This window comes from Bacillota bacterium, assembly GCA_024655925.1.
In the GTDB taxonomy this organism is placed as follows: Bacteria; Bacillota; DTU025; order DTU025; family JANLFS01; genus JANLFS01.
Map to the genome: position 1 here is coordinate 1 of JANLFS010000006.1, position 23,933 is coordinate 23,933.

A 23,933-nucleotide genomic window follows, 5' to 3' on the forward strand; every position below is an offset into this window, starting at 1 on the left:
AGAACCAGAAGTACGCTTACGGGTTCGAGCATGCCGTCGATCTGTGGTACGGAGACAAGATGATCGACTTCGTGAAGGTTGCCGAGGGATACGGGGCGCGCGGGGAGAGGATCACCAAACCAGAGGAAATCATGCCCGCGCTCAAGAGGGCGGTTGCGTCCGGGGTTCCATACGTTATCGACGTGATTGTAGAGAGAACCACCGACTGCTCGATGGGTCCGGACCTGGACAAGATCAGGGAATTCGCATAGGTGCGACATAGCGGACAGGCGCTGGCAAAAGGGCAGCGACAGCGACAGCCGGGGAATGAGTCCCCGGCCTCTTGCTCTACCCAAGCGCGAGGCCGATGACGCCGATGACCATGACCGCCGCGGCGGCCATCCGCCGCGGTCCGTCCGCCTCGGCGAGCAAGCGGGCGCCCATGATGGTGCCTACAAGGATACTGACCTCGCGGGCTGGAGCCACGTAGCTCACCGGAGATGTAGCAAGTGCAGTGAGAACCATAATGTAGGAAAGTGGGGATAGGAACGCGACTGCAACAGCTTCGCGCCAGTGAGCCCGGAAGACCTCTCGGACTTCCTCCCGGTGCTGCATGGCGTAGGGAGCCATGAGTATGGTTCGTCCAGTGCTGACCGCCCAATCGTAGAGAAGCGGAGGTATGGCCAGGGTGCCCACGCCCCACTTGTCCCAGAGTGTATAGCAGGCTATGAGTACGCCCGTCACAATGCCATACCTCGCTGCCTCCCGGGCGCCAGGCCGTTTAAGACTCTGAGTTCCCCCTGCGAGAAAGAAGGCCCCTCCCACGATCAACGCCGCCCCAGACAATGCCAGTACACTGGGCCTTTCGCCGAGGAAGGTTATAGCGACCGCGGTGGCGAGCAGGGGGCCGACTCCTCTGGATAGCGGGTAGACGAGGGAGAGGTCTCCCGAGCGGTAACCCCTGTGCAGAAAGACGAAGTAGCCAAGGTGGAGAACTGAACTTCCCGCAATGGCTATCAAGTGAGGAAGCCCGATCGCCGGCTGCCGTGTCACTGCCGCCCACGCCGCGAGCGGCACCCACACTGCCGAAGAGAAGGCACCGCACGAGAACACAAAGCACTCCCCACCTCCAGCGCGCTTTGCAATGAGGTTCCAACTTGCATGGATCAAGGCAGCTCCGATAACGAGAGCGAGGGCGAGGGTGGCCAGTGTAGTACCTCCTTCGGTGCCGATGAATGGGCGGTCTCGAGGTTCGAGATGAGACTCGAATTGCGTGCATCTTCTATGTACCATACCATGACGCCCTGTTCAAGTGGGACATATGGAGGCTATGGCGATGCTGATGTGAATCCGGCCCCACCGAAGAATGCAGCGCGACATTCGGGGTTGTGGGGCCGTGTGACGGTGCGTGGGCATTCTCGCGCACCGTCACAGCCCCGCGTAATAACATGTTCATCTAGTGATCCTGGGGCGAGCGCAAGTTCATGACCTTGGCCAGCGGATTATATGCCTGTGCCTTGGCCTCTTCACTGCCAAATAGGACGGCCCACGCATGTCCCTGATCGGGCGTGATCCCACCGCTTTGGGTGTTAGTACTGGTTGTTCACATACTTACACATGAGCAAGTCCGCAAGCTCCCAGTACGTCGACTCCGCCTTCTTCATGCACATGGATGTATATCCTGTGATGAAGCTGCGCGCCGCGGCAGGGTCTCGCGCCCAGATTTCAGCAGCGACCCGCTCTATGCATGGTTGCATCGCAAAGAACCCTGCTTCAACAGGATCTCTGGCGGCCGCTATGTCTTTGATGGCATCCTGGAACCGGAATCCTGCATACTGATCCACGGTGGCAAATGCCCACCACGCGGAATTGCGGGAGTACTGGAACCGGTCGTTCGTTCTCCAGCTCACGGGCAGTTCGGTGACGCCATTGTACACCGGCACATACATCGACGTCGCTGGGTTGTCGTTGTAGTACCAAAGGCACGCCTTCACCGGTTCCGGCAACCAACTCCTCACCTCAGCCACAAAACCATATGAGCAGTTGTACCTGGAGACCGGCCGCTCGTTCTCGAAACAGAGCAGGTTGGCCATGTCGTCTGTTATGAAAGGCGTGGCGAGCGGGCTCTTGGTCTTGCCGCCCTTTCCATCAGGGACAAACCACGCAGGCAGATCCGCCAGGGAATGCTCGGTTCCTTCAAAGGAGCTTCGTTGGAACGCTATGACGTCCTGCACGGAGACCTTCTTCTCGGGTTTCACCGAGAACGGATACGCGGATAGCGGCGCATCATGGTCCCAGGTCTGTGAAGGGCACAGGAGGCTGTAGATGTACCACAGTCTGTTCCTGATCCACATGGAGTCTGCGGACCATGAGCCAGTCTCGGGGGTGTAAGCCGTGGTAATGTTGAAAGGTTCGCCGCTTGCAGGGTCGTACCAGCCGTTTTCGATGGCGACGTCCTTGTATGACTTGGAGTACATGAAGTCAAGGTTCCCTTCCTCAATGACGCCGATCCGGCTCACGTTGGGCACGACGCACACCTGGTCGTCTCCCACTCGGCGAGCTACCCAGATCGCGCCGGGCTCTCCCGAGTCAGGGGTCCAGAACGGTCCGACCCCGTAGATTTCCATCACCCAGGCTTCATTGCCGTCCGCCAGGGTGATACATTCACCCATGCTTGCGCAGGACGACTGGAATCCGTATCTCTCAGCCAACTCCCCTATGACCACGATTGCCTCCCTGGCGGTCTTGCACCGCTGGAGGGCGAGGATCTCAAGCTGCTCGATGGTGAGTATGGCTCGATCACTGGGGACAAGCTCTTCTCGCTGAGCTATCGTAGTCTCTCCGATGGCCAGCCCGTGCTCGTTGAGGAAAGGATACGCGACGTGGAAGTAGGTGTAGGTCTTCTCTACCTGGGGAATCTCGCCCACTACGATCAATGGGGCGCTGGGTCCCGCCTCGCACGTTTGTCGATAGACCGTGAAGGTGCTTCCTTCCGGAAAGGTCTGTCCGGGGACCACCCGGATGCGGGCGTCGTACCCTATGCCTGATCCACCACCGCCGTACCCGCCTTCATCGCAGGTGTGAGAGGTGATGGTGGAGCCGTCCCGAGAGGCGTTCTTTCCAACCACCACGTCGGTGCACGCAAGTGCGGCAGTCGAGCCCAGGAACACGGAAACAGACAGACAGACGAGCACAGCCACGACAACACGGTTGCGCATCATGGAACACCCTCCTCTCGATGTAGTCCAGGTTTAGCTGCACTGCGTGAAGGGTCAACGCTGACCGGAGAGGGACCAAATCCAATTCGTCACGACTACTCTGTCCACTAGCCCGGATTCGTTCTTCTGAACCTCCCTTGTCGCCTGCCAAAGCCGATTTTCGCCCAACTGCTCGGTGCTCCCCCAACTATCGGGACTCCAGGCCCTGTCCACGTGCTAGAACGTCCTGTCGTCGTACTTCACTGTGAGCTTTTCGGCGAGTGACCAGAACAGATCAACCGCCATGCTCGCACGGGTGTGGGTGTAATCGGTCAGGAACTTGACCGCAAGTTCAGGATTGACCTTGAGCAGGTCAGCAACCACCTTCTCGATTGCCGGCTGCAGCGCGAACTGTTCCGCCTCGAACGGGTCCCGTACCGCGCGGAGGTCTTTGATCATGTCCTGGTACCTGCGGTTTACCAAGTTGTCGATGAAGTCGAACGCCCACCAGGCCGACTCCTTGTAGTTCGAGAGGCTGAACACGCTCCTGTCATTCACTGCGTAGTTCTTCGGAAGGCTGGACACACCCGCGTAGATCGGAATATAGACGCTGGTGTCGGGGTTGTTCAATCCAAACCAGCAAAGCCCGCCCACCTGATTCGGCAGCCACGACCGGGCCTGCAGAACCGTGTGATAGGAGCAGCCGGGTATGGAGATGTTCCGCTCGGCTGGGATGTTCATCAAGGCCCGCATGTCGGCGTTTGCGTGCGGTGTCGCAAACGGGCTCTTGGCCCAATTCCCCTTGGAATCCGGTGCGTACCAGTCAGGCACGTTTGCCTTGTCGAAAGGCGTGCCCTCCATGGTATCGCGGTAGATCTTGAACATATCCTGGATGGTTATCGGGCGCTCAGCCTTTACCGTGAACGGGAATCTGGAACCATTCGGGTCGAGATTGAGAGACGGGGCCGCCCACGACAGCACCCTCCACTCGCGCCTTCTCGATCCCATGGAGTCCTTTGGGTTGTAAGCATCGTAGAAGAGGAATGGCTCGCCGCTCTTTGGATCCCACCAGCCCATCTCCTCGGCGGCCGAGAATACGTTCGCGGAGAACATGTAGTTCTCTGGGTCGTTGGGATCGATCTTACCTATTCTGCTGCGGTTCGCAGAGACACCAACATGGCCCTCGGGAATCCTGACAGCAGCCCAGATGGCACCTTTCTCGAACGCGCCAGGGGGCATTATCTCGAAGTGCCAGATCTCATTGGGATCTCCCACTGTCAGGCACTCACCACGATCTATGTAGCCGTACTCTTCTGCCATCTGGCCCATGATCTGAATTGCTTCACGCGCAGTCTTTGCCCGCTGCAATCCGATGATCTGGAGGGTTTCGATGTACATGATGCCCTCGGTTGTGTTCAACTCCGGGCGATTGCCGATTGTCGTCTCCCCCATGATCACCTGATGCTCGTTCATGTAGGGGTAAGCGACGTGGAAGTAGGTGTAGGTGACAGGCGCCTGCGGGATCTCGCCGATTTTCTCGGGGGTTGTACGATCAGCATGCAGGAGGTTGCAGTACACTGGCATCATCTCGCCAGGCTCGTGCTGCTTACCAGGAACAACCCATGTGCGGGCATCATACCATCCATCGCAGGTGTGCGCGGTCATGACCGACCCATCTGCCGATGCACCCTTGGAGACAGGAATAGATGTGCACGCCAAAGCCGGAGCCGCCGCGACCAAGATCGCGACCAACGTCACCAGAACCAGACTGTACCTGGACCTTAGCCTCATGTGGCGCACCTCCTGGATTGTGTTGAGGGTTCTGATTTCGTGTTCGACGACGTCTTGTCCAAACCTTCTGACTTGAGTGATTCCAGGAAATAATAGCCATGCACACTGCTTATGTAAGGAATGCTGGAAATTGAACGAAGAGAGTGTATATTGGAGGAGTTCCCAATGGCGCGGCGAAGACATTCTCCAGGACAAGACGCTGGGCCGTTCCTAATCAACTACGCAGCTCACAGGGGGTGTAATGTCGATGTTGGCGAAGATTGTCTCGCGCAGGCGCATTCTCCTCGTCGTGATCGGGCTGGTGGCTGTGGTTCTGGGGTCGGGCTCTGTCCATGGACAGCCCCCGAAGCCCGAAGGTCTGGAAATCCCGGAGACTCTTCCTACCCTGTCTGGCCCGGTAGTGGTTACGACCATTGGGCAGAGTCCAGGATCTGTCATGGTAAGGATGCTCTTCCGGAGGATCGGCGTGGCGTGTGTCCAGAATGACCTTCTCACTCATGAGCAGCTGGCCCAGGCGGGCAAGGACCCTAAGACAGCATACAAGACGTTGATCATGACAATGGGGACTTCACTCAAAGGTATGGGCGGAGCAGGGGTCGACGTGGATGGGGAGGTGGCACGGTGCAATGCCCTTGTCGCCCAGGCGCGAAAGTCGGGGATCTTCATCATCGGGGCTCAGATAGAAGGATCGTCCAGACGGACAGACGAATATGACGAGAAGTCAAACAAGGCTGTCGCCCCTCAGTCGGATCTCTTGATCGTCAGATCCGAAGTCGACAAGGATGGGTATTTCACCAACACCGCGAAGCAAAAGGGGATTCCTATTGTAAGAACAAAAGAGGCTGCAGATTTCGAATACGTGTTCAGAGTGCTGTTCTCCGCGCCGACTAAGTAGGCGACGTGAGGTGAGTCTATCGTGTTCTCACATGCAACGCTTGTTCTCGCGGCGATGGTCACGGCATTCGCCGTCGCGCGATTGGCCAGGCTCAGCAACGAATTGGCTATGCTGTGCGCGGCGTTCGTTGGGGCCTTTGCCCACGGGGCAGGGGTTCCCGCGCGGCATCTTGTGGAAGGCACCTTCACATACTTTGACGTCACGCTCATCTTCATCACGGCTACCCTGTTCATGAACCTCATGCGCGAGACGGGCGGTGTATCCTACATAGTCCGCGGGATCATCTCAAGGTTCCACCGAAGCAGGTTCATGTTGCTCCTGCTTCTCACTCTCATCATGCTTGTGCCCGGGGCGCTCACCGGGGCGGGGACGGTTACTGTCCTGGTAGTCGGCGGATTTGTCGGAACCGTGCTCGGGTACATGGGGATCCCCAAGCACCGCGCTGCCGCGATCGTGTTTCTTTGCGCCGCGATGAGTGCTGCGGCACCGCCCATCAACCTCTGGGCCATGATGACTGCGGCTGGCTCGAACATGCCTTATGTTGGGTTCACTCTTCCCCTCGGTGTGATTTCGGTGGCAGGAGCACTCTTCAGCGCGTTCTACCTTGGCTGGCGAGGGACCGAGGTGGACGTGGCTCAGGCCCTTCGTGAGCTGCCGGAACCGCCGCCGCGGATGATTTGGTACAGGGTCGCCGTTCCGTTCCTCGTGTTCTTCGGGCTCATCCTTGCAGGTCGCATCTGGCCACACCAGATGCCTGTCATCGGGCTTCCGCTGGTGTTTCTGATCACCGCTGCATCGGTGGTTTTGCTGTCGCCTGTACGGGTATCCGTATTTGCGGTTGCCTCCAAGACGGTCGAGGGACTTCTCCCGTTGATCGGCACTATCACCGTGGTCGGCGTTCTAGTGCAGATTATGGCACTCTCAGGAGCCCGCGGCCTGATATCCCTCTCCGTTGTAACCTTGCCGCTCACGGTGTTGTTCGCGACTCTCTTCCTGATCCTGCCCCTATCGGAAGGGATTTTCCAGTATGCGGCAGCTCCGTTGCTCGGTGTTCCGCTCGTGCTCCTTTTCAACATGAAGGGCTACAACCCCATCATCGCGCTCGCTGGAATGGCGGCGATGTGGCCTTTGGGCGACGCGCTGCCTCCCACTGCGCCTGTGGGCCGGGCGGCAGTCATGTCAGTCGAGTATTCCGGCGACTATTACCGCGGGTTCCTGCGTGAATGCGTAGTGCCTATGGCGTTCATTTTGGCGCTAGGGACGGTTTACGTGGCATGCAGCTCGAGACTCAGCTTCCTCATTGGCGGCTGAGGACGACGGGAGGGTGCGCCGCATGGAAACTTTCGTAACAGCAGCTTACTACCTGATGACAGCGGCCGTAGCCGCCGTGATCGTATCGAATTTCCTGAAGTCTCGCGACCCTCAGAGAATGGTTCTCTATGCTGTGGTGTTCACACCGTTCATCCTGCGCTTGCTGCGCATTAAGTGAGGGCGGAAGGAGGCGTAAGACGGGGATGCCCAACAAGGTCAGGCTTCTCTACACGCGGTTGGTCATCGCGCTCCTTTGGGTCGCCCTCGTTGTTCCAGCTGTGGTGCAGTTCTACCAGCATCGGCATTATCCGGAACCTGTAGTGCTGGGGCCGGGGGTCACAGAGGTGAGGAAGCTCTCCGACTACTCTCCAGCGTTACGTGGGACGGTGGCTGACTGCAACGTGTATGTGTTGGACTCTGGGGTGCCTGGAGGGACGCTTCTCGTGATAGGCTCCACTCACCCGGAAGAGCCGGCGACCGTGCTGTCTACCGTCATGATGGTGGAGCAATGTATCCCTACGGAGGGGCGAATCCTGGTTGCACCCAGGGCGAACCGGAGCGCGTCCACGGTCACCCGACCGGGCGATGCGTACCCGCTTTACTTCACCATTCCCACGGAATTCGGAGGGCGTAAGTTCAGGATGGGGGATCGGTGGTCCAACCCCTTGGATTCGTGGCCGGATCCTGAGGTCTACGTCCATTATCCAAGTGGGCAGCTTCTTGCGTACATGGACATACGGAACCTCAACCGTACGTGGCCCGGCCGGGAATCCGGGATGATCACGGAGCGAGTATGCGCAGCGTTCGTGGAGCTGATCAGAAAGGAGAACGTCGACGTCTTCATCGATCTCCATGAGGCGGAGCTTGAATACCCGGTGATCAGCACTATTGTCGCCCATCAGAGGGCTGCCGACATCGCAGCCGTGGTGTCGATGATGGTTTCCGCCAGCGAGTTCAGGATAGGGGTCGAGTACTCGCCTCAGAAACTGCACGGGCTCTCGCACAGAGAAGTGGGAGACCACACAGATGCGCTGGTTTTCCAGCCGGAGACTCCGGAGCCTTTTCTCGACCGCGTCCGGGGAATCACGGACGAAAACCTTCTCCTTTCTGGCAAGGATGAGTTCGTGATGAGGGCAGGCCAACACGGGCTCCTATACGAGAGGATTGACAGTGAAGGCTGGCATATCGGCAAGCGGGTCGGTCGTCACAACTCCACGATTGCCGGCATTGTGGAGATGTACTCCGAGTTCTATCCCGAGAGGCCGATAGCCTTCGAAGGCTTGCCGCGCTACGTTGATGTGGTGACCGAGGGGGTTGGTGCTTTTCTGAGAAACCCAGAGGCAGCGCCCGAAGACAGGGTTATCTACGACTAGGTCGGACAGCATGGCGGCGGCAACTCACGTCTGGGCTGGGGTGAGGCAATGCGATGGGACAATCGAACCCGGGAAGGAGGATGCCAGGGAAACAACCTAGTCCGGGTATGTTCAGATCTGCTCCAAGTCGGCACATGGCCGTTATGAAAGCGAAGGGGGTAAGACATATGAAAACTAAATTGCGTTGGGGTGTTCTCGCAGTTGCGATGGCGTTGGCCTTCCTGGTGCCAGCGGTATCTGCAGTTGCCTGTACATCGATCGTAGTAGGCAAGGACGCATCCGCCGACGGTTCGGTCATGACCACCCATACCTGCGACGGCAGGTACGAGTTCAGAATCACATTGGTGCCCGCGAAGACTCACGAGCCCGGTGCGATGCGGCCTGTAATGAAAGGTGGCGGCCAGGGCCTCGATTTGCCGCAGGCCGTGAAAGTGGGGGAAATCCCGCAGGTTGCCAAGACTTACGCCTACTTCGACATCGCCTACCCATTTGCCAACGAGAACCAGGTCATGATGGGCGAGACGACCATAGGCGGACGGCGTGAGCTTCGCAACAACGAAGGCTGGTTCGAGATCTGGGAGCTGCAGAGGGTCGCACTCGAGCGCGCCCGGACCGCACGAGAGGCCGTGCAGATCATGGGCGAACTGGCCGAGACATACGGGTATGGCGATTCCGGCGAATGCCTGACCGTCACAGACCCGAACGAGGCATGGTTCTTTGAAATCTTCGGGGCCGGCCCGTTTGAAAAGGGTGCTGTGTGGGCGGCTGTGAGGATACCAGACGATCAGGTTGGCGTCTCCGCCAACCGGTCCCGGATCGGCGAAATAAGGACGGATGATCCGGACAACTACATGTATTCGAAGAATGTATTTGATGTTGCGCAGGAAATGGGCTGGTGGGATCCTTCTCAGGGCCCGTTCAATTTCGCCAAGGCGTATGGCCCCAAGGATTCCTTCTACAACATTCGCCGCGAATGGAGGGTGCTGTCGCTCCTGGCGCCGTCACTCAATCTCGACCCATGGGCCGAGGAATATCCCTTCACAGTCAAGCCTGACAAGAAGGTCTCCGTGGCTGACCTCATGGCGATCAAGCGTGACTACTACGAGGGCACGGAGTTCGACTTGACCAAGGGAATGGCTGCGGGCCCGTTCGGGAATCCGAACCGATATGCGACTCCCACAACGCTAGGTGAGTGGGAGCGGGCAATCTCGATGTTCCGGTGCTCTTACTCCATCATCACGCAGTCCAGGAGCTGGCTGCCAAACGAGATTGGCGGTGTGATCTGGTTCGGAGAAGATGCCCCGCACTCCACGACTTACGTTCCGTTCTACTGTGCCACGACCTCGGTGCCGGTGTCTTTCTCCATCGGCCGCCGGGACGTGCTAGACCGGAATGCTGCATGGTGGGCGTTCAACTATGTCTCGAACTACGCCGACCTTAAGTTCAACTACATGATCAAAGACATCCGTGAGGTCTCCGGCAAGTTCGAAGCCGAGGCTCTCGCCATGCAGTCCGCGGTAGAGAAGGCTGCCCTCGAGCTTTACAAGATCGACCCACAACTCGCAGTCAAGTTCCTAACCAACTACTCCAACGACCTGGCTGACAGGGTAGTCGCAGCCTACTGGGCGCTTGCGGATAGACTTGCAGTGAAGTACCAGGACGGTTACGTGGACCTCAAGACGGTCGGGTACCCGGAGTGGTGGCTCAAAGAAGTAGGGTACAAGAAGCTCGTGAGGCCATAGACATAGGTGCTGAACCAGGCGGCAGGCTCCCCGGTTTCGGCGGAGTCCGTTGCCGGTCTGTACCGGAGCGGAAAACCCTCCAAATGGGCAATTGTGGCAATTCAGGGGTCATGAAGGAGTCCTTCCAAACGCGCCGAAGATTCTTCTGGGAGGTCACCCGAGCTCTGCTGAGCCGGCTGGCGGCACGGCATTGCGCCAGATAATTCTGCATAGGAGGAGAACGAACCGATGAAGAAGAGGCTCACTGTGGCAATCCTGTTGGTGTTCCTCGTAGGGGTTCTTTCGTCGACGGCAAATGCATGCACGTCGATTCCAGTCACCCCTGGGGCGTCTGCCGACGGATCCGCCATGACGACCCACACTGATGACTCCGGAACCGACACCTTCCACGTTACCGTGGTTCCGGCGAAGGACTGGGAACCCGGGTCGATGAGACCGGTTCTCAAGAACACGGACTTCGGCCCCTACGGACAGAAGCGCTATCCCATCACGGTAGTTGGGGAGATCCCGCAGGTCCCGCATACCTACGCTTACATAAACGCATCCTACTCGTTCCAGAACGAGAAGCAGGTCGGCATAGGAGAGACGACCATCGGCGGACGCCGTGAGCTGACCAACAACAAAGGCTGGTTCGACCTGGTCGAGCTGCAGAGAGTTGCGCTGGAACGCGCTGCCACTGCACGTGAGGCCATCAAGGTAATGGGCGAACTCGCCGAGAAGTACGGGTACGGCATAGGCGGCGAGTGCCTGACCGTAATCGATCCGAACGAGGCATGGTTCTTTGAGATATGGGGACCCGGTCCGCTGTGGGAGCCTGGATGTGGCGAGCCCGGTGCAGTCTGGGTTGCGCAGCGCGTTCCCGATGGACATGTGGGCGTCTCGGCCAACCGGAGCCGCATAGGAGCCATCGACCTGAGTGATCCCGACCATTTCATGGCGTCCCCTAACATCTTCTCGCTCGCCGAAGAGATGGGCTGGTGGGATCCAGCGAGCGGCAAGGAGTTCAAGGTCTACGAGACATACGGCGCCAAGGCCTACTCCGCGTACAACGCCCGCCGCGAATGGAGAGTGTTTGATCTTCTGGCCCCGTCTTTGAACCTCGATCCTTACGCTGAGCGGTACCCCTTCTCCATCAAGCCCGATAAGCCCGTGACGGTGCAGGATATCATGAGGATCAACCGTGACCACTACGAGGGCACTGAGTTTGATCTGACCGTGGGCATGGCGGCAGGTCCGTTCGGTACCCCCAACAGGTACCCGACACCCTCCAGTGCCAACCCTCCTGGAAGCTCCGGCTGGGAGCGGGCGATCTCGATGTTCCGCACGAACTTCTCCACGGTCGTTGTGGCTCGCAAGGGCATGCCCGACTGGATCGGCGGCATGACTTGGTTCGGCTACGATGCGCCTCACTCCACCTGCTACATCCCGATCTACAGTGGCGTCACCGAGCTTCCCAAGTCCTTCGCAGTCGGCATGAGGGGCGGCTCCTACGACGTCTTCAGCCGGGAGTCAGCGTGGTGGGCCTTCAACTTCGTGTCGAACTGGGCGGACCTGAAGTACTCCTACATGATCGAAGACATCAAGGCAGTCCGCGACCCGCTCGAGGCGGAGTTCTTCGCGATGCAGCCTGTCATCGAGCAGACTGCGATCGCCCTCTACAAGCAGAACCCCGACCTTGCCCGGACGTTCCTGACCACTTACACGAATTCCGTGGCAAACCGGGTCGTCGACGCCTACTGGAAGCTCGCGAGCCAACTCGTGGGCAGGTACGCGGATGGTTACGTATACGGAGACGATGAGTGGAAATACCAGACTGTTGGGTACCCTGAGTGGTGGCTTAAAGAGGTCGGCTTCGGGGAGAGCACGATACCCAAGAAGTAGTCTGAAGCACGAGACACAGGCGGCAGGCTTCCGGCCGGGCTCAGTACCGGTGGGGGCCTGCCGCCCTCATATAACTGCCCACTGGGAGGCTGGAAGGCATCGGAGGTGATCGACATGCAGAGAATAACCGTGCTAGCAACCCTGTTTCTTCTTCTCCTGTTCCCAGCGGCCCTAAGGGGTGGGGCGCAGGCTCCGGTGGTTCCGCGCTCCGATGTAGAAGAAGACGGGCTGAGAGGGCTCGTACATAGCGTTGTGTCCATGGTATCCAGTGTTTCGTGGGAGTCAGGCACCCCGGTTGAGACCGGGCAGATTCTGCTTTCAGTATGGGGCTACGACCCATACGGCCGTATGAAGGACCGTTCCGAGTACGGCCCCCCGAAAGGGACGCTATCTGGGCATACAGTCTACAACCACGACCCGGAGGGGAACCTCGTCGAGAAGATCACTTATTCCATGGGCAATATGGTCCTGACCAGGACCGCGATCTCCAGGGACGCTTCTGGCAGGGTCCTCGAGGAGAGAGTCTACGACGCAGAGGGCAAGCTTCAGTCTTGGACGACCCGCGCCTATAGGGCGGATGGGAAGATAGACTATGAGCTGGTCTTCAATGCGGACGGCGCGCTCGTGTCCCGAGTCGCCAAGACCTACGGCGAGGTCGGCCACGTTTCGGAGGAGTCTGTCTATGGACCCGACGGGTCGCAACTTATGAAGCGGGTATACCAGTACGAGCTGGACGCGTTCGAGAACTGGACCAGGCGGACGATGACGGAGTGGCAGGGAAGTGCGGCGAGCGGTAACCCTGCCCGCGTTGAGGTCGTCGATCGAGTCATCACCTATTCGGGCTGGACGTGAGAAGGGTAGGCCGGTCTCCCGTGGGGAGACTCATTGGACCATTATCGTGATCCCCTGAACGCGGGTCCTAAATGCATGATCTTGTTTTGACAGCAGGCTCGCTCTCCGATGGGGAGCGGGCCTGCCGAGTAAGCATCGCGACGTTGCCGGTCTGGGCTGAACCCTAATGCGACAGCAAAAAGAAGAACGCGTGGGATAAGTGTCTCCACAGCTATGACCCTCCTCATTTGAGTCTTCTTCTTGCCTTCGTCTGCAAGCAAATGCCCATCATTTGCTGGCTGATCTCCGTCTGGGTGATCCACAGCCCTGTTCTCACCCATATGTGGCGCCAAATCCCACTGGAGAGAAATATGTTAGTATGTAGGAGCCCCAGGCTCAGCTGCCGAAAAGAGGCTTTCAGGCGCATCAGCGCGCTGATTCGGGACGCCGGAGGTTGAGCCAGTGAACCGTGTCAGAATCCGGGGGTACATGGTGATCGCTCTTTCGGTCGCAGTTGTCTGCGTTTCGGGCTCTTGGTTCACGCCGCAAGGTACCGCACTCGAAGTCTATCCCTCGGACTCGGTCACCGAGATCCGTATGCTCTCCCAGTACAACCCGAATCTCGCCGGCACTCCCGGGGATACCCTGGTCTTGGTATTCCAAGGTGAGGAGCCTGGGGGCACCTTGTTCGTCATGGGAGGGGCACACCCCGACGAGGGCGCTGGGGCGTTGGCTGCGGTGCTCATTGCGGAGCGAGCTCGAGTAACCCGCGGCCGGATGATCGTGATCCCGTATGCGAACGCATCGGGATTCAGCCACACCCTGCCCCAGGAGGGGTACCCGTCATCCTTCCGGATTTCTACGCCCTCGGGCGACAGGATCATGCCCTACGGCTCCAGACTCACCAACCCCGTCCACCAGTGGCCGGACCCAACCGTGTATGTTGAGCCAGTCGCCAGCCAGAAACTCGCCGGGACAGAATCAAGAAACCTCAATCGAGCCTATCCAGGCAAGGTGGACGGCACACTCACCCAGCGGGTGGCCTACGCGATAATGCGGATTCTCGTGGACGAGCATGTTGATGTTGCCATCGATATGCACGAATCCTCCCCTGAGTATCCCGTGAACAACGCTATCGTTGCTCACGAGCGAGCCATGGACATAGCCGCCCTTGCCAGCATCAACCTTGCGGATGAAGCAGTTGACATCGGTATAGAGCCGTCACCTCCGTCCCTCAGAGGCCTTTCACACAGGGAGTGGGGCGATCACACCCAGGTGCTTGCCTTCCTTCTGGAGTCGCCTAACCCCGCACAAGGTAGGCTCAGGGGGAGAACCGACGAGTCCCTCATAGTCTCCGGCAAGGACAAGATGTATGTCAAAGCCGCAGGACAGGGTAGGCTCTTCATCCCGTATACCCGCGCAGGCGTTCCCATCGACCAACGGGTGGGGCGGCATGTCGCTTCGGTGCTTGCGATCACATCTGTGTTCTCGGATCTCAACCCGGACCGGGGAATTGTTGTCGAAGGGGTGCCAAGTTACCAGGAGATCATCTCCTCTGGCGTCGGTTCATTCATCTCGCCGTCTGCTTATGGCGGCAGGTAGAGACCGGCCCATTGGCACCGGAGCTGGGGTTCATACCGTCTGGACCGACAGTGGCGCAAACAGGCCCAAGTCCATTTCGAAAGGGGAGCACAACATGGCTCGAAACATCGTCTATCACGCGAGCGTCGCGGCCGGGCTCGCAATCCTGGTCATGGCGACACTCGCAGCAGGGTCCGTCCTGGCCGCTGCGGAGCCTGCTTACCCGGCCCTGATCACATCGGCTGGGCAGAGCCCGGACGGGCTCATCCTTAAGGTTGTTGTCAACGACAAGAGCGGGCTCAACATGCCCTACAAGCAACTTGCCAAGGTTGAGGACCTAGCGGGAGTCAAGACCCTCGTGTTCGCGGTTGGAGTGAGCGCGAAGGGCCTGGGGGCCGCCGGCATCAACATCGACCAAGAAATTGCCAGGGTCAAGGCGCTTCTGGAAGAGGCCAAGAAGAATAACATCTACGTAGTGCTTGTCCACATCGGCGGCACCGCTCGGCGGGGAGCCAGCTCGGATGAAGTCTCCAAGATGGTTGGATCTTACGCTCACAGGATCATAGTCGCCTCAGCGGGCAACGCAGACGGTTTCTTCACCAAGATGGCCGCGGAACGCAACATCCCGCTTGTGATCGTGGAAGACCGTAACGCCGTTGGACCCGAATTTGTCGGATTGATGCCTGGGACGGGCAAGAACTGATCAGCAAGCCTCAACTCTGGATGAAGGTGACATTATGAGAAGGAGCGCGTTCTGCACAACTGCCCTTGGACTGCTCCTCGTGTTGTCGCTGACTGTAGGAGCGGGAGCCGCCGACCGACTGGGGGTAGGGAATCTTCCTGCCCCTGTGACCCACGACGTGAGGCCCGGATACGGGGCCACGGCGATCAAGTGGCTTTCAGCCTACCATCCTGCCATCGCACACACCCCAGTGGATACAGCTGTCTACTATCTCGAGGGCAAGAAGCCTGGCCCTACCCTTCTTATCTTGGGCGGCACTCATGGGAATGAGATAGCGGGAGTCATGGCTGCGACTCTCATCGTCGAGCGTGCAGTCGTCGAGTCTGGGCGCGTGATTGTGGTACCACGCGCCAACAACAGTGCCTCCAGTATCCCCGATACCCTCCGCCCTGGCATCCAGTGGTTCTCAATCGAGACGGCCAGTGGGGTGAGGACCTTCCGGTACGGGGACCGGCGCACTAGCCTTGAGCATCAGGGACCAGATCCAGCTACTTATGTTCATGAATGGTCAGGCGGTGAGATGGCCGGGAATGAGTCCAGGAATCTCAACCGGGTGCACCCGGGAAAGCCTGATGGGTCCCTCACGGAGCAACTGGCGTACGCTTTCTCGCAGTTAATCGAAGTCGAGAAGGTGAACATAGCCATAGACCTCCACGAGGCTGGCGTCACTTCACGCCTGGCCAACATGATAGTGGCTAACCCCAAGAACCTGGACATAGCAGCCTTGGCTGTCGTCGATATGGAGATGGCGGGTATGCCCATGAACGTGGATCAGTCCGCCCCAACGTCCTGGGGTTTGTCGCACCGGGAGTGGGGTGACCGCACAGATGTTCTGGCTTTCCTCATCGAGACGCCTAACCCCGGCCAGGAACAGAACATCGTCGATCCCGACGTGGTAAACGACCCTGAGAACCCCCTCTCGAAGAGGGTTGCGATTCATCTTACAGGCATAGAGGCTATTCTCAATTCTGTCGAACTGATGCGCGGCTCCCGGCCTGTATGGACCGGACTGCCGGCCCCCGGCGATCTGATCCGAGACGGGCTAGGGACCTGGCTCAGGTAGTCACTCCAGCGTACCCATTACTTTAAGCACAGGAGGAGGTAAATAGCATGCTAGGACGTCTTATGAAGCGGTCTGTCCTGTTTGTCGCGGTGTTCATTGCAGTGTCGATGGTCGCCGTATCATTCGGTCAGGCATCGTCCACGGTCCTTCAGGAAGTCCGGGCCGAGCACGGTATGGTCGCTGCGGCAAGCCCGCTTGCCGCTCAGGTAGGCGTGGACATTCTGAAAGCAGGCGGCAACGCAGTGGATGCCGCAGTCGCGACGGCTTTTGCCATGGGAGTGGTGGAACCGAACGCTTCCGGTCTGGGTGGAGAGGGGATGTTCGTGTTCTACTCCACTCAAGAGGAGAGAGCGGTCGTTGTTGACTACAGGTCCACGGCACCCAAAGGCGCTGCGGAGGCCTTCTACGGCAAGAGCATGCCGAGCACAGGATGGAAATCCATCGGGACTCCCGGACTGGTAGCCGGTCTGGCTATGGCACTCGAGAAGTACGGGACCATGAGCCTTCCTGAGGTGCTTGCTCCCGCCATCAAGCTCGCCGAAGAAGGATTTCCAATCCCAACGACTCTTGCCCAGATGATTGAGGACAGCTTCCAGAAGATCGCCGCCGACCCCGGCCTGGCAAGCATATACCTCATCGACGGGCTTCCCCCGTTTGAAGGCGATATTCTCAAGAACCCGCAGCTTGCGTCCTCGCTGAGGAAGATAGCCGAAGGCGGTCCCGACGTGTTCTACAAGGGCGAGCTCGCGGAAGCGATGGCATCAACGGTCCAGGCGAACGGCGGCTACCTCTCCCTTGAGGACCTTGCCGAGTACAAGGCGGTCATCAGGTGGCCGGTTCGCATCAACTACCGGGGATACGACATCTTCATCGCCCCGCCGCCTGTGGGCGGAGCGACTCTCGCAAACGCCCTCGCCATAACGGAGAATTTCGATGTGGCTTCAATGGGCTATCCGAGCGCGCAGGCTATCCACGTGATGTCAGAGGCCATTAAGAGATCTTTCAGGGACTACCGCGAGTACGTGGCCGATCCCGATTTCGTAAACGTGCCTCTACAGGCCATGCTCTCCGAAGACTACGCCGCAGCGCGCGCAGGTGAGTTCAGTCTCAAGAAGATGACCCCGCACGCACAGATCAAGGCTGGAGCGTTGGCGCCAGAGAAGGCGGCGGCGACCGGCACCTACGGTTACGAGTCCCCAAGCACCACACATATCTCCGTCGTCGACAAGGACAGGAACATGGTCGCCATCACCCAGACCATCAGCTCCTTCTGGGGCGCAGGACATGCGGTGCCCGGGACCGGGATCATCCTCAACAACGAAGTCTACAACTTCTCCTCCGACACGAAAGCCGGGAACTCCATCGCTCCCGGCAAGAGGATGCGGACGAGCATCTGCCCGACTATCGTGCTCAAGAACAGGGAACCGTTCCTAACGATCGGGACGCCCGGCGGCTCCCGGATCGTGCCCACCATGACCCAGCTTCTCTCCTTCATAATCGACCACAAGATGGGCCTGCAGGAGGCGATCGAGACCCCCAGGTTCTACGTGCGTGAGGGAAGCGACGTGTTCGAGCACGAGTCCCGGATGCCTGCAGAAGTGCTGGAAGGGCTCAAGGCGCTCGGCTACCCGATCAATGATAACTCTGCTCTGGGAGCTTACGACCTTTACTTCGGTGGCGCGCAGGGAGTCATGGTTGACCCCGAGACTGGATGGCTCAGGGGCGCGGCCGATCCCAGGCGCGACGGAGCAGCGATAGGCTACTAGAATCGGAGAACCGGCCCAGGTTGTTCGCCGGGGCCGAGACGAACTGCGGGCGGCCACACCTCAGTCACGGATCAGGGAGGCGCGGCCGCCCGTTGCCTGGAAGCGGTGGTGAGCATGTTGTCCGAGGTCACGACCTTCACTGTCATGGTTGGCGCGTTCATCTTGCTAGTCGCGGCTCTCAGATTGCCTGCCGCCCTCGCCACTGCAGGCGCGGCCGTGGCCGGGCTCGTGGCGGCAGGACTCGCGGCAAACCCGAGGCACCTCATAGAGGGGATGTTCGGGTACTTCGATGTTCTCGTGATCATCGCAACCGCCATGATCTTCATGAAGGCCTTGGAAAACTCCGGGATTCTCGAGGAGATCTCATCCCGGATAGTGAGGAGGTTCGGCCAGCGCCGGGTTCCGCTCTCTCTCGTCTCCATGGTCCTCGTGATGATCCCGGGCATGCTCACAGGGTCATCCACTGCGTCCGCTCTCACCACCGGGAGGTTTGTGCTGCCTGTATTGGACCGGGCAGGTTTCCCGCGGGCAAGAGCCGCTGCTTTCGTGGCGCTCGGCAGCATCATCGGTATGATCGCCCCACCGGTCAACATCCCTGTGATGATAATAGGGGCGGGAATAGATATGCCCTACGTCGGGTTCGACATCCCACTGGCCTTGATTGCGCTGCCGCTAGCAGTCCTCGTGGCTTTGTGGGCCGCTCTCGGCAAGAGGCCGGACACGGGGCCAGCAGCGGAAGCGCGGGTGAAAGCACCCTCCGGCGGCCTTGTTGCACAGGTGGCAGAACCTGTTCATGGGATAAAGGGGGGCGTGATCTACCTCCCGCTCGCGGCTGTTCTTCTGATGATGGCCGCCGCCAGGCTGCCGGGCGGGAAGGTGCCGGACCCTGGAATCCCCCTCATTTTCGTGGTCGGCACTCTGTTTGCGGCAGTATCCGGCCGCAGGATCAGCCTGCCTCGGACCGTGGTTGAAGGGGTTGGGTTGGCTCTCCCGGTCATGGGAATTCTGGTCGGGGCAGGAATGTTCGTTCAGGTTATGACGGTATCGGGTGTCCGCGGGCTTCTGGTCACCACTGCGCTGGACATCCCGAAGCAGTATCTGTTCCTGGGGGCGACGGCGGTTCTTCCGCTGTTCGGGGCCATCTCAGCGTATGCCTCGTCGTCCGTGATGGGGGTGCCGATGCTCCTTGCCCTTCTAGGGAACAACGAGATTGTGACAGCGGCAGCTCTGTCCTTGATGGCGGCCATGGGCGATTTGATTCCCCCGATTGCACTAGTTCCGACGCTCGCAGCCCAGTCAATCGAGCCGACGCAGATCTTCAGGGCCAAAGTCATACGCGCGTGCGTCATTCCGGGCCTCATCATGCTGGCCTTTGCTTTCCTAGTCCTTTCGCAGGCCGTGACGGTTGGGAAGTTGATAGGTTCGTAGAGGGTCTGGAGTTGTGTCCAGGCGCTTGTCCCACTGGAGTCCTAAGGGGTGGGCTGTGGCTGGAATCTCAAGGCATCGGCCGGGTCATGAAGGAGTCCCGCGGAGGTGGTCGAATGTCAAACTACCTGAGGTTTGCGACATCCGGGTGGCTTACTCCCATCTATCTCCTGATCCTTGCGGGGATCGTTTTGGGTGTTGCCGCAAACGTGGTCCGGGAGCGGAGAATGTCTGCCCAGATCGTCGGGGGGATGGTGTTGATACCTCTTCTCCTCAGGCTCACCCTCATCAAGTAACTCTCGTCGTGACCGGTGGGTGGTGCCCGGATGAACGAGCGTCTGGGAGGGACTGAGCGCCTCGGGACGGCCCACGCGATGGCGTATGGCGCCGCCCTTTTCGGCGTCTTCTTCTTGAACCCCGCTTTTCTCAACGTGCGCAACCTTCGCATTCTGGACCTTCTGTGGCAGGCTTTGGAAGGTGTGGACATCGTTCCGCTCCTTGATTCCTGCGTGCGGCTGGTCTTGATGAACACGGTGAGGATCGTTCCCACCTACCTTGGATCCCTGGTGGTAGCCGACATTCTGGTCCGGGCGGGGGTGGCTCGCAGGCGCGCTACCTGGATGTACTTCCTGATCCCCGTCTTCACTGTGCCCCTGACCTACGTCATCATCAAGAGGATTTACGGCATCACCTACGACTTCGCTATGCCTGCGGTCTTGAGCATCGCCGGGGTTGTGGGCACGCTCAGGATCAGCAGGGCCTCGGAGAGCAGATCCAAGACCGCGGTAATAGTGACGCAGTTCCTTTTCGGGTTCCAGTGGCTCGACATCGTTCCGGCCCTGTCAGCCCTGGGTTTTGGAAGGGGTGAGGTCTCGACGGCGGTCAAAGATGCTGCGCTTATCATGGGAGCCGAGTCCCTGCTGAACCTGATAGGTGTCCTGATGTCATCTGTGCTCGTGGCGAGCGCCCTGATAACCGCGAAATTCATGGTAGACTACCAGGCCCACATCAGGCTGGTCGAGGCCGAAAGGCGGAAGAGCGCGGAACTTGCGCGGATACGTTCCGAGGCCGTGTTGGCCCGCACTTACCGCGAGATGCAGACGCTCGTCCACGATCTCAGGACTCCTCTCACCACGATCCAAGGACTGGCGTCAATGATGGCGCAGGCGCCGGAAGGGGCGCGGGGTGTCCGAGAACATGCAGCGAAGATATCCCAGGCCTCAGATCGAATGGACAGCATGATCCGGCAACTTCTGAGCTCAGATGCCCGGCGGTGGATGCCTGCCCGGGAGTTCATCTCGGTGCTCCGGGCCCACCTTCCGGAGGAGAAGACTCGGGGGGCGGTGTCTGTGGTGGAGCGAAACGACCTTCCCTGGATTGAGGTGAACGAGACCCGCTTGGCCAGAGCCATGATGAACTTGATAGACAACGCCCTCGACTCATCTGCCGAGCGTGTGGTGGTCAGATTTGACCGGGAAGGCGAGGACCTCAGCATAATCGTAGAGGACGACGGTCCGGGGATGAGCGAAGAAGCCCTCTTGCATTGCTGGGACCCGGGGTACTCCACGAAGAACAGCACAGGGCTGGGGCTGCCTTTTGTGAAGGACATTGTCGCAGAACATGGGGGCAAGATAGAGATCACGAACGGAAAGAGCAGAGGGACGCTCTGCAAGATTATCGTGCCGGGGATGAGGGGAAATGGAGCCAAAGCCCAGGATTCTTGCGGTCGATGACGATGAGGACATCCTGTACACCCTGCGCGCCATCGGGGAGATGGCGGGATGGCATGTAGAGACCTCGGCTTACCCCGAGGAGGCAGTGGGTTTGGCTTGCGACGGGGGCTTCGATGTGGTGGTGGCAGATTACCACATGCCCGGCATGGACGGCCTGGCTTTTGTCCGGGCGGTGCGTGCCCAGAACCCGGAAGTCCCCATAGTCGTTCTCACAGTCGACGAGAGAATGGCTTTGGCCGAGAGGTTCCGAGAGGCGGGCGCGAACGACTTTGCGATCAAGCCGGTGAAGGCCGCGGATTTCATCTCGCGGATACGCCTGCACATGACGTCGACCGACGCCACCCGTGCTCCCTCCGCCCACCTTCCCAAAGGGATCACCCAGCAAACCATGGATCTCATCCTGGGAGAACTCCGCGACCGCGCCGGCACAGCTGACGGCGGGCAGGACGATGGAGTCGCCGCCGAGGACCTCGCCGCTAGGGTCGGAATCGCATATCAGACAGTATGGAGATACATGGACGCACTTGAGCGGGACGGCGTGGTCGAAGCGAGGCTGGACTACGGAAGGCGCGGGCGCCCGAAAAAACTCTACAGGCTCAAGCGTCAGCTACCCCACGGCTGAAGCGGGAGCTTCCGGCACCGCGCAGTCTGATGGGTATGAACCTCGTGGATAAGGTGGTTTGGTGGATGGCGGGGTCAGATGTATCCATCTCCGGGCTGCACGCCGGAGCCCGCATCGAGTTCGCCCATACGGTCCGACCTGGGTAGTCGTCTCACGACCCCACGAGGCCGCGACCGGCTCCCGATAGGAGGCTGGCGCGGCTTCGTCATTCGTCGTCGCGCCAGCGGGAAGCGGTGTTCTCGCGCCAGCCTGAGGCCGCGGACCCTGGCGTCTACACGCCTTCTGACTTTGCTGGGAATGTTGTAGGCATACACGCGAAACCTGGTTATTCTCTTGCGTAGGTCTTTGTCAACTCGATACGCCCAGGTTCGGGCGCAGTAGTCCTTGAGCCATGCCCACATGTTCTCCTGCGGGTTGAGCTCCGGCGAGTACGGGGGCAGGAAGACGAGATGAAGCCTGCCCCGGTACTTGCACTCATACTCAGCGGCTATGGATCTGTGGGGGCAGTAGTTGTGGAGGATGACCCAAACCTCCTTGCGTCGGCTCACGCACATCAGCTCGGGAGAGGTCGTCCACTGATGCAGCCGCCCTTTTTTGAAGGCTTCCTGAGCCCCCTTGTCCGCCCTTGCAGGGCGCTTGGTGCTCCGCTGTAAGAGTCTGACGCGCATATAGCTTATCGACGCGCCGCAAGCTTGGCGATCTCGCCGGCCTCGAATCCGTGCATATTGGTTACTCGCATCCTTGACATCGGCATGGAGAGTCTCTCCTTTCAGCTGGCAGCCGTTATACCAGCTAGAGAGGCCCATGCGGGCACGGAATTGTTCGCTGGCAGTCTGTTTAGCTGTAGACTCCTTCTTCACTTGTCAAGGTGCGGGTTCGCTCTTTCGATATTGACTTTTCACGGCACGTCTTTCGTTGGACCCTCGCGACATCCACATACTACCATGACCCCGACGAGGCCTCAACCATTAATTGGGACTGCCCCAATGTGGCAGGTACCTAGTGGCATACTGGGTGTTTTGAGGGCCGAAGAGAGCAGGTTTGCCTTTGGCCCATACCAGCATGGGCGGGCGTCGGTCTGTGAGCCAATTAGTGGTTCCCATTCGGCCGTCGCCCGATCGGACACGGCGCTGGCCTGGCTTCGGGCGGCGCCGCAATGTCGGCCGTCCCGGGCCGCGCGGGGGGCTCGCCCGGTTGTATCTGCCTGTGCACGGGCATGTCCACCACGTGGTTCACCACGTGGACCCTCTTTCGAACTTCCCGGGCCAAGGTCATGTTCCCCTTCCCTGTGGATGCCACTGTCTCAGTCGCGTTATGGGGTGACAGTGTCAGAGGCGCGTAGCAGGCGGGAAGAGCGAGGTGTTGACAGAGACCCGTCGGCTGGTTATAGTGTGTATAGACTATATACACACCGTTCTGGCAGACCCGAAAGCGAGTGTGGTCCATGGAGATCTCGGTGTCCCCCAACAACCCAGTCCCCCTCTACCAGCAGATAGTTGATCAGGTGAAGGCGAGGATCCTCTCGGGGGATCTTCGGCCGGGGGACCCTCTGCCGTCCATCCGGCAGCTGGCGGAGGACCTGCTGGCGAGCGTCATAACCACCAGGCGCGCCTACTCTGAGCTCGAGGCGGAAGGCCTCATAATAACCCGCACAGGGCTTGGGACTTTCGTGGCTGACATCCCTGACCATGTAAGGGCCTACCTCAAGGCCGGGGTGGTCAGCCGCCACCTGAAGGAGGGCATAAGGATAGGGCGCGAGCTTGGCTTGAGTGACAGGGATCTAGGGAACATGTTTGAGGAACTTCTGAAAGGGAGGCCTTCGCATGACTGAGCCAGTGTTGAAGCTTGATCGTGTCTCGAAGTCATACCCCGGGTTCGAACTGCAGGATGTTTCGTTTGAACTCCCGCGAGGATACATCATGGGCCTGATTGGACCGAACGGCGCGGGAAAGACCACCACCATCAGGTTGATCATGAACTTGGCCCGCCCGGACTCCGGGA

The 23,933-nt window shown here is 59.4% G+C and carries 21 protein-coding genes; 17 read left to right on the forward strand and 4 right to left on the reverse strand.

What is annotated here, in order from left to right:
- Positions 1-251, forward strand: a 251-nt coding sequence (locus NUW23_01525; protein ID MCR4424858.1) for a thiamine pyrophosphate-dependent enzyme, incomplete at its 5' end; no start/stop codon positions are given.
- A 76-nt stretch (positions 252-327) separates the two neighbouring features.
- On the opposite strand, the gene NUW23_01530 is transcribed toward NUW23_01525, so the two are convergent.
- The 3 genes from NUW23_01530 to NUW23_01540 all read right to left on the reverse strand — a co-directional run bounded on the left by NUW23_01530 (position 328) and on the right by NUW23_01540 (position 4,967).
- Positions 328-1,272 (reverse strand): DMT family transporter, encoded by a 945-nt coding sequence (locus NUW23_01530; GenBank protein ID MCR4424859.1) that lies wholly within the window; start codon positions 1,270-1,272, stop codon positions 328-330.
- Positions 1,273-1,568: 296 nt separating this feature from the next.
- A complete protein-coding gene (locus tag NUW23_01535; protein MCR4424860.1) occupies positions 1,569-3,200 on the reverse strand; it encodes a C69 family dipeptidase in 1,632 nt (543 codons plus the stop codon).
- A gap of 213 nt (positions 3,201-3,413) precedes the next feature.
- Positions 3,414-4,967 (reverse strand): C69 family dipeptidase, encoded by a 1,554-nt coding sequence (locus NUW23_01540; protein ID MCR4424861.1) that lies wholly within the window; start codon positions 4,965-4,967, stop codon positions 3,414-3,416.
- Between the two features lie 247 nt (positions 4,968-5,214).
- Here NUW23_01540 and NUW23_01545 point away from each other — a divergent pair, with 247 nt between their 5' ends.
- From NUW23_01545 to NUW23_01615, 15 genes are all read left to right on the forward strand, one after another.
- On the forward strand, positions 5,215-5,862 hold the full coding sequence (locus NUW23_01545; protein ID MCR4424862.1) for a DUF6305 family protein: 648 nt from the start codon (positions 5,215-5,217) through the stop codon (positions 5,860-5,862).
- 21 nt (positions 5,863-5,883) lie between these two features.
- Positions 5,884-7,173, forward strand: a complete 1,290-nt coding sequence (locus NUW23_01550) for a C4-dicarboxylate ABC transporter (protein ID MCR4424863.1) — start codon at positions 5,884-5,886, stop codon at positions 7,171-7,173.
- Between the two features lie 22 nt (positions 7,174-7,195).
- Positions 7,196-7,351: a hypothetical protein gene (locus NUW23_01555; GenBank protein ID MCR4424864.1), complete on the forward strand. Its 156-nt coding sequence runs from the start codon at positions 7,196-7,198 to the stop codon at positions 7,349-7,351.
- Between the two features lie 25 nt (positions 7,352-7,376).
- The gene (locus tag NUW23_01560) at positions 7,377-8,546 is read left to right on the forward strand and encodes a succinylglutamate desuccinylase (protein ID MCR4424865.1); all 1,170 of its coding nucleotides are present in this window, start codon (positions 7,377-7,379) and stop codon (positions 8,544-8,546) included.
- A 167-nt stretch (positions 8,547-8,713) separates the two neighbouring features.
- On the forward strand, positions 8,714-10,288 hold the full coding sequence (locus NUW23_01565; protein ID MCR4424866.1) for a C69 family dipeptidase: 1,575 nt from the start codon (positions 8,714-8,716) through the stop codon (positions 10,286-10,288).
- Positions 10,289-10,516: 228 nt separating this feature from the next.
- Complete coding sequence (locus NUW23_01570) at positions 10,517-12,169, forward strand: C69 family dipeptidase (GenBank protein MCR4424867.1); 1,653 nt, start codon at positions 10,517-10,519, stop codon at positions 12,167-12,169.
- A 114-nt stretch (positions 12,170-12,283) separates the two neighbouring features.
- Complete coding sequence (locus NUW23_01575) at positions 12,284-13,021, forward strand: hypothetical protein (GenBank protein ID MCR4424868.1); 738 nt, start codon at positions 12,284-12,286, stop codon at positions 13,019-13,021.
- Positions 13,022-13,462: 441 nt separating this feature from the next.
- On the forward strand, positions 13,463-14,602 hold the full coding sequence (locus tag NUW23_01580; GenBank protein MCR4424869.1) for a succinylglutamate desuccinylase: 1,140 nt from the start codon (positions 13,463-13,465) through the stop codon (positions 14,600-14,602).
- Between the two features lie 94 nt (positions 14,603-14,696).
- Positions 14,697-15,284 carry a DUF6305 family protein gene (locus tag NUW23_01585; protein ID MCR4424870.1) on the forward strand — a complete coding sequence of 196 codons (588 nt, stop codon included), beginning with the start codon at positions 14,697-14,699 and terminating at the stop codon, positions 15,282-15,284.
- A gap of 34 nt (positions 15,285-15,318) precedes the next feature.
- The gene (locus tag NUW23_01590) at positions 15,319-16,386 is read left to right on the forward strand and encodes a succinylglutamate desuccinylase/aspartoacylase family protein (protein MCR4424871.1); all 1,068 of its coding nucleotides are present in this window, start codon (positions 15,319-15,321) and stop codon (positions 16,384-16,386) included.
- A gap of 47 nt (positions 16,387-16,433) precedes the next feature.
- The gene (gene ggt / locus NUW23_01595; protein ID MCR4424872.1) at positions 16,434-18,152 is read left to right on the forward strand and encodes a gamma-glutamyltransferase; all 1,719 of its coding nucleotides are present in this window, start codon (positions 16,434-16,436) and stop codon (positions 18,150-18,152) included.
- Between the two features lie 114 nt (positions 18,153-18,266).
- Positions 18,267-19,580, forward strand: a complete 1,314-nt coding sequence (locus tag NUW23_01600) for a TRAP transporter large permease subunit (GenBank protein MCR4424873.1) — start codon at positions 18,267-18,269, stop codon at positions 19,578-19,580.
- A gap of 113 nt (positions 19,581-19,693) precedes the next feature.
- Entirely contained in the window at positions 19,694-19,873 is a 180-nt protein-coding gene (locus NUW23_01605; GenBank protein ID MCR4424874.1) for a hypothetical protein, read from the forward strand.
- 30 nt (positions 19,874-19,903) lie between these two features.
- Complete coding sequence (locus NUW23_01610) at positions 19,904-21,310, forward strand: HAMP domain-containing histidine kinase (GenBank protein MCR4424875.1); 1,407 nt, start codon at positions 19,904-19,906, stop codon at positions 21,308-21,310.
- On the forward strand, positions 21,276-21,932 hold the full coding sequence (locus NUW23_01615) for a response regulator (protein ID MCR4424876.1): 657 nt from the start codon (positions 21,276-21,278) through the stop codon (positions 21,930-21,932). Before NUW23_01610 ends, NUW23_01615 begins: the two co-directional genes overlap by 35 nt.
- A gap of 74 nt (positions 21,933-22,006) precedes the next feature.
- On the opposite strand, the gene NUW23_01620 is transcribed toward NUW23_01615, so the two are convergent.
- A complete protein-coding gene (locus NUW23_01620) occupies positions 22,007-22,480 on the reverse strand; it encodes a transposase (GenBank protein ID MCR4424877.1) in 474 nt (157 codons plus the stop codon).
- 896 nt (positions 22,481-23,376) lie between these two features.
- Between NUW23_01620 and NUW23_01625 the strand changes: the two genes are divergently transcribed.
- Positions 23,377-23,763 (forward strand): GntR family transcriptional regulator, encoded by a 387-nt coding sequence (locus NUW23_01625; GenBank protein ID MCR4424878.1) that lies wholly within the window; start codon positions 23,377-23,379, stop codon positions 23,761-23,763.
- The last annotated feature ends 170 nt before the right edge of the window (positions 23,764-23,933 follow it).

Coding starts and splice junctions, on each gene's coding strand:
- NUW23_01545 (MCR4424862.1), top strand. CDS start 5,215: ATGTTGGCGAAGATTGTCTCGCGCAGGCGCATTCTCCTCGTCGTGATC.
- NUW23_01565 (MCR4424866.1), top strand. CDS start 8,714: ATGAAAACTAAATTGCGTTGGGGTGTTCTCGCAGTTGCGATGGCGTTG.
- NUW23_01540 (MCR4424861.1), bottom strand. CDS start 4,967: ATGAGGCTAAGGTCCAGGTACAGTCTGGTTCTGGTGACGTTGGTCGCG.
- NUW23_01575 (MCR4424868.1), top strand. CDS start 12,284: ATGCAGAGAATAACCGTGCTAGCAACCCTGTTTCTTCTTCTCCTGTTC.
- NUW23_01610 (MCR4424875.1), top strand. CDS start 19,904: ATGAACGAGCGTCTGGGAGGGACTGAGCGCCTCGGGACGGCCCACGCG.
- NUW23_01560 (MCR4424865.1), top strand. CDS start 7,377: ATGCCCAACAAGGTCAGGCTTCTCTACACGCGGTTGGTCATCGCGCTC.
- NUW23_01570 (MCR4424867.1), top strand. CDS start 10,517: ATGAAGAAGAGGCTCACTGTGGCAATCCTGTTGGTGTTCCTCGTAGGG.
- NUW23_01535 (MCR4424860.1), bottom strand. CDS start 3,200: ATGATGCGCAACCGTGTTGTCGTGGCTGTGCTCGTCTGTCTGTCTGTT.
- NUW23_01615 (MCR4424876.1), top strand. CDS start 21,276: ATGGAGCCAAAGCCCAGGATTCTTGCGGTCGATGACGATGAGGACATC.
- NUW23_01605 (MCR4424874.1), top strand. CDS start 19,694: ATGTCAAACTACCTGAGGTTTGCGACATCCGGGTGGCTTACTCCCATC.
- NUW23_01585 (MCR4424870.1), top strand. CDS start 14,697: ATGGCTCGAAACATCGTCTATCACGCGAGCGTCGCGGCCGGGCTCGCA.
- NUW23_01600 (MCR4424873.1), top strand. CDS start 18,267: ATGTTGTCCGAGGTCACGACCTTCACTGTCATGGTTGGCGCGTTCATC.
- NUW23_01625 (MCR4424878.1), top strand. CDS start 23,377: ATGGAGATCTCGGTGTCCCCCAACAACCCAGTCCCCCTCTACCAGCAG.
- NUW23_01590 (MCR4424871.1), top strand. CDS start 15,319: ATGAGAAGGAGCGCGTTCTGCACAACTGCCCTTGGACTGCTCCTCGTG.
- ggt (MCR4424872.1), top strand. CDS start 16,434: ATGCTAGGACGTCTTATGAAGCGGTCTGTCCTGTTTGTCGCGGTGTTC.
- NUW23_01555 (MCR4424864.1), top strand. CDS start 7,196: ATGGAAACTTTCGTAACAGCAGCTTACTACCTGATGACAGCGGCCGTA.
- NUW23_01530 (MCR4424859.1), bottom strand. CDS start 1,272: ATGGTACATAGAAGATGCACGCAATTCGAGTCTCATCTCGAACCTCGA.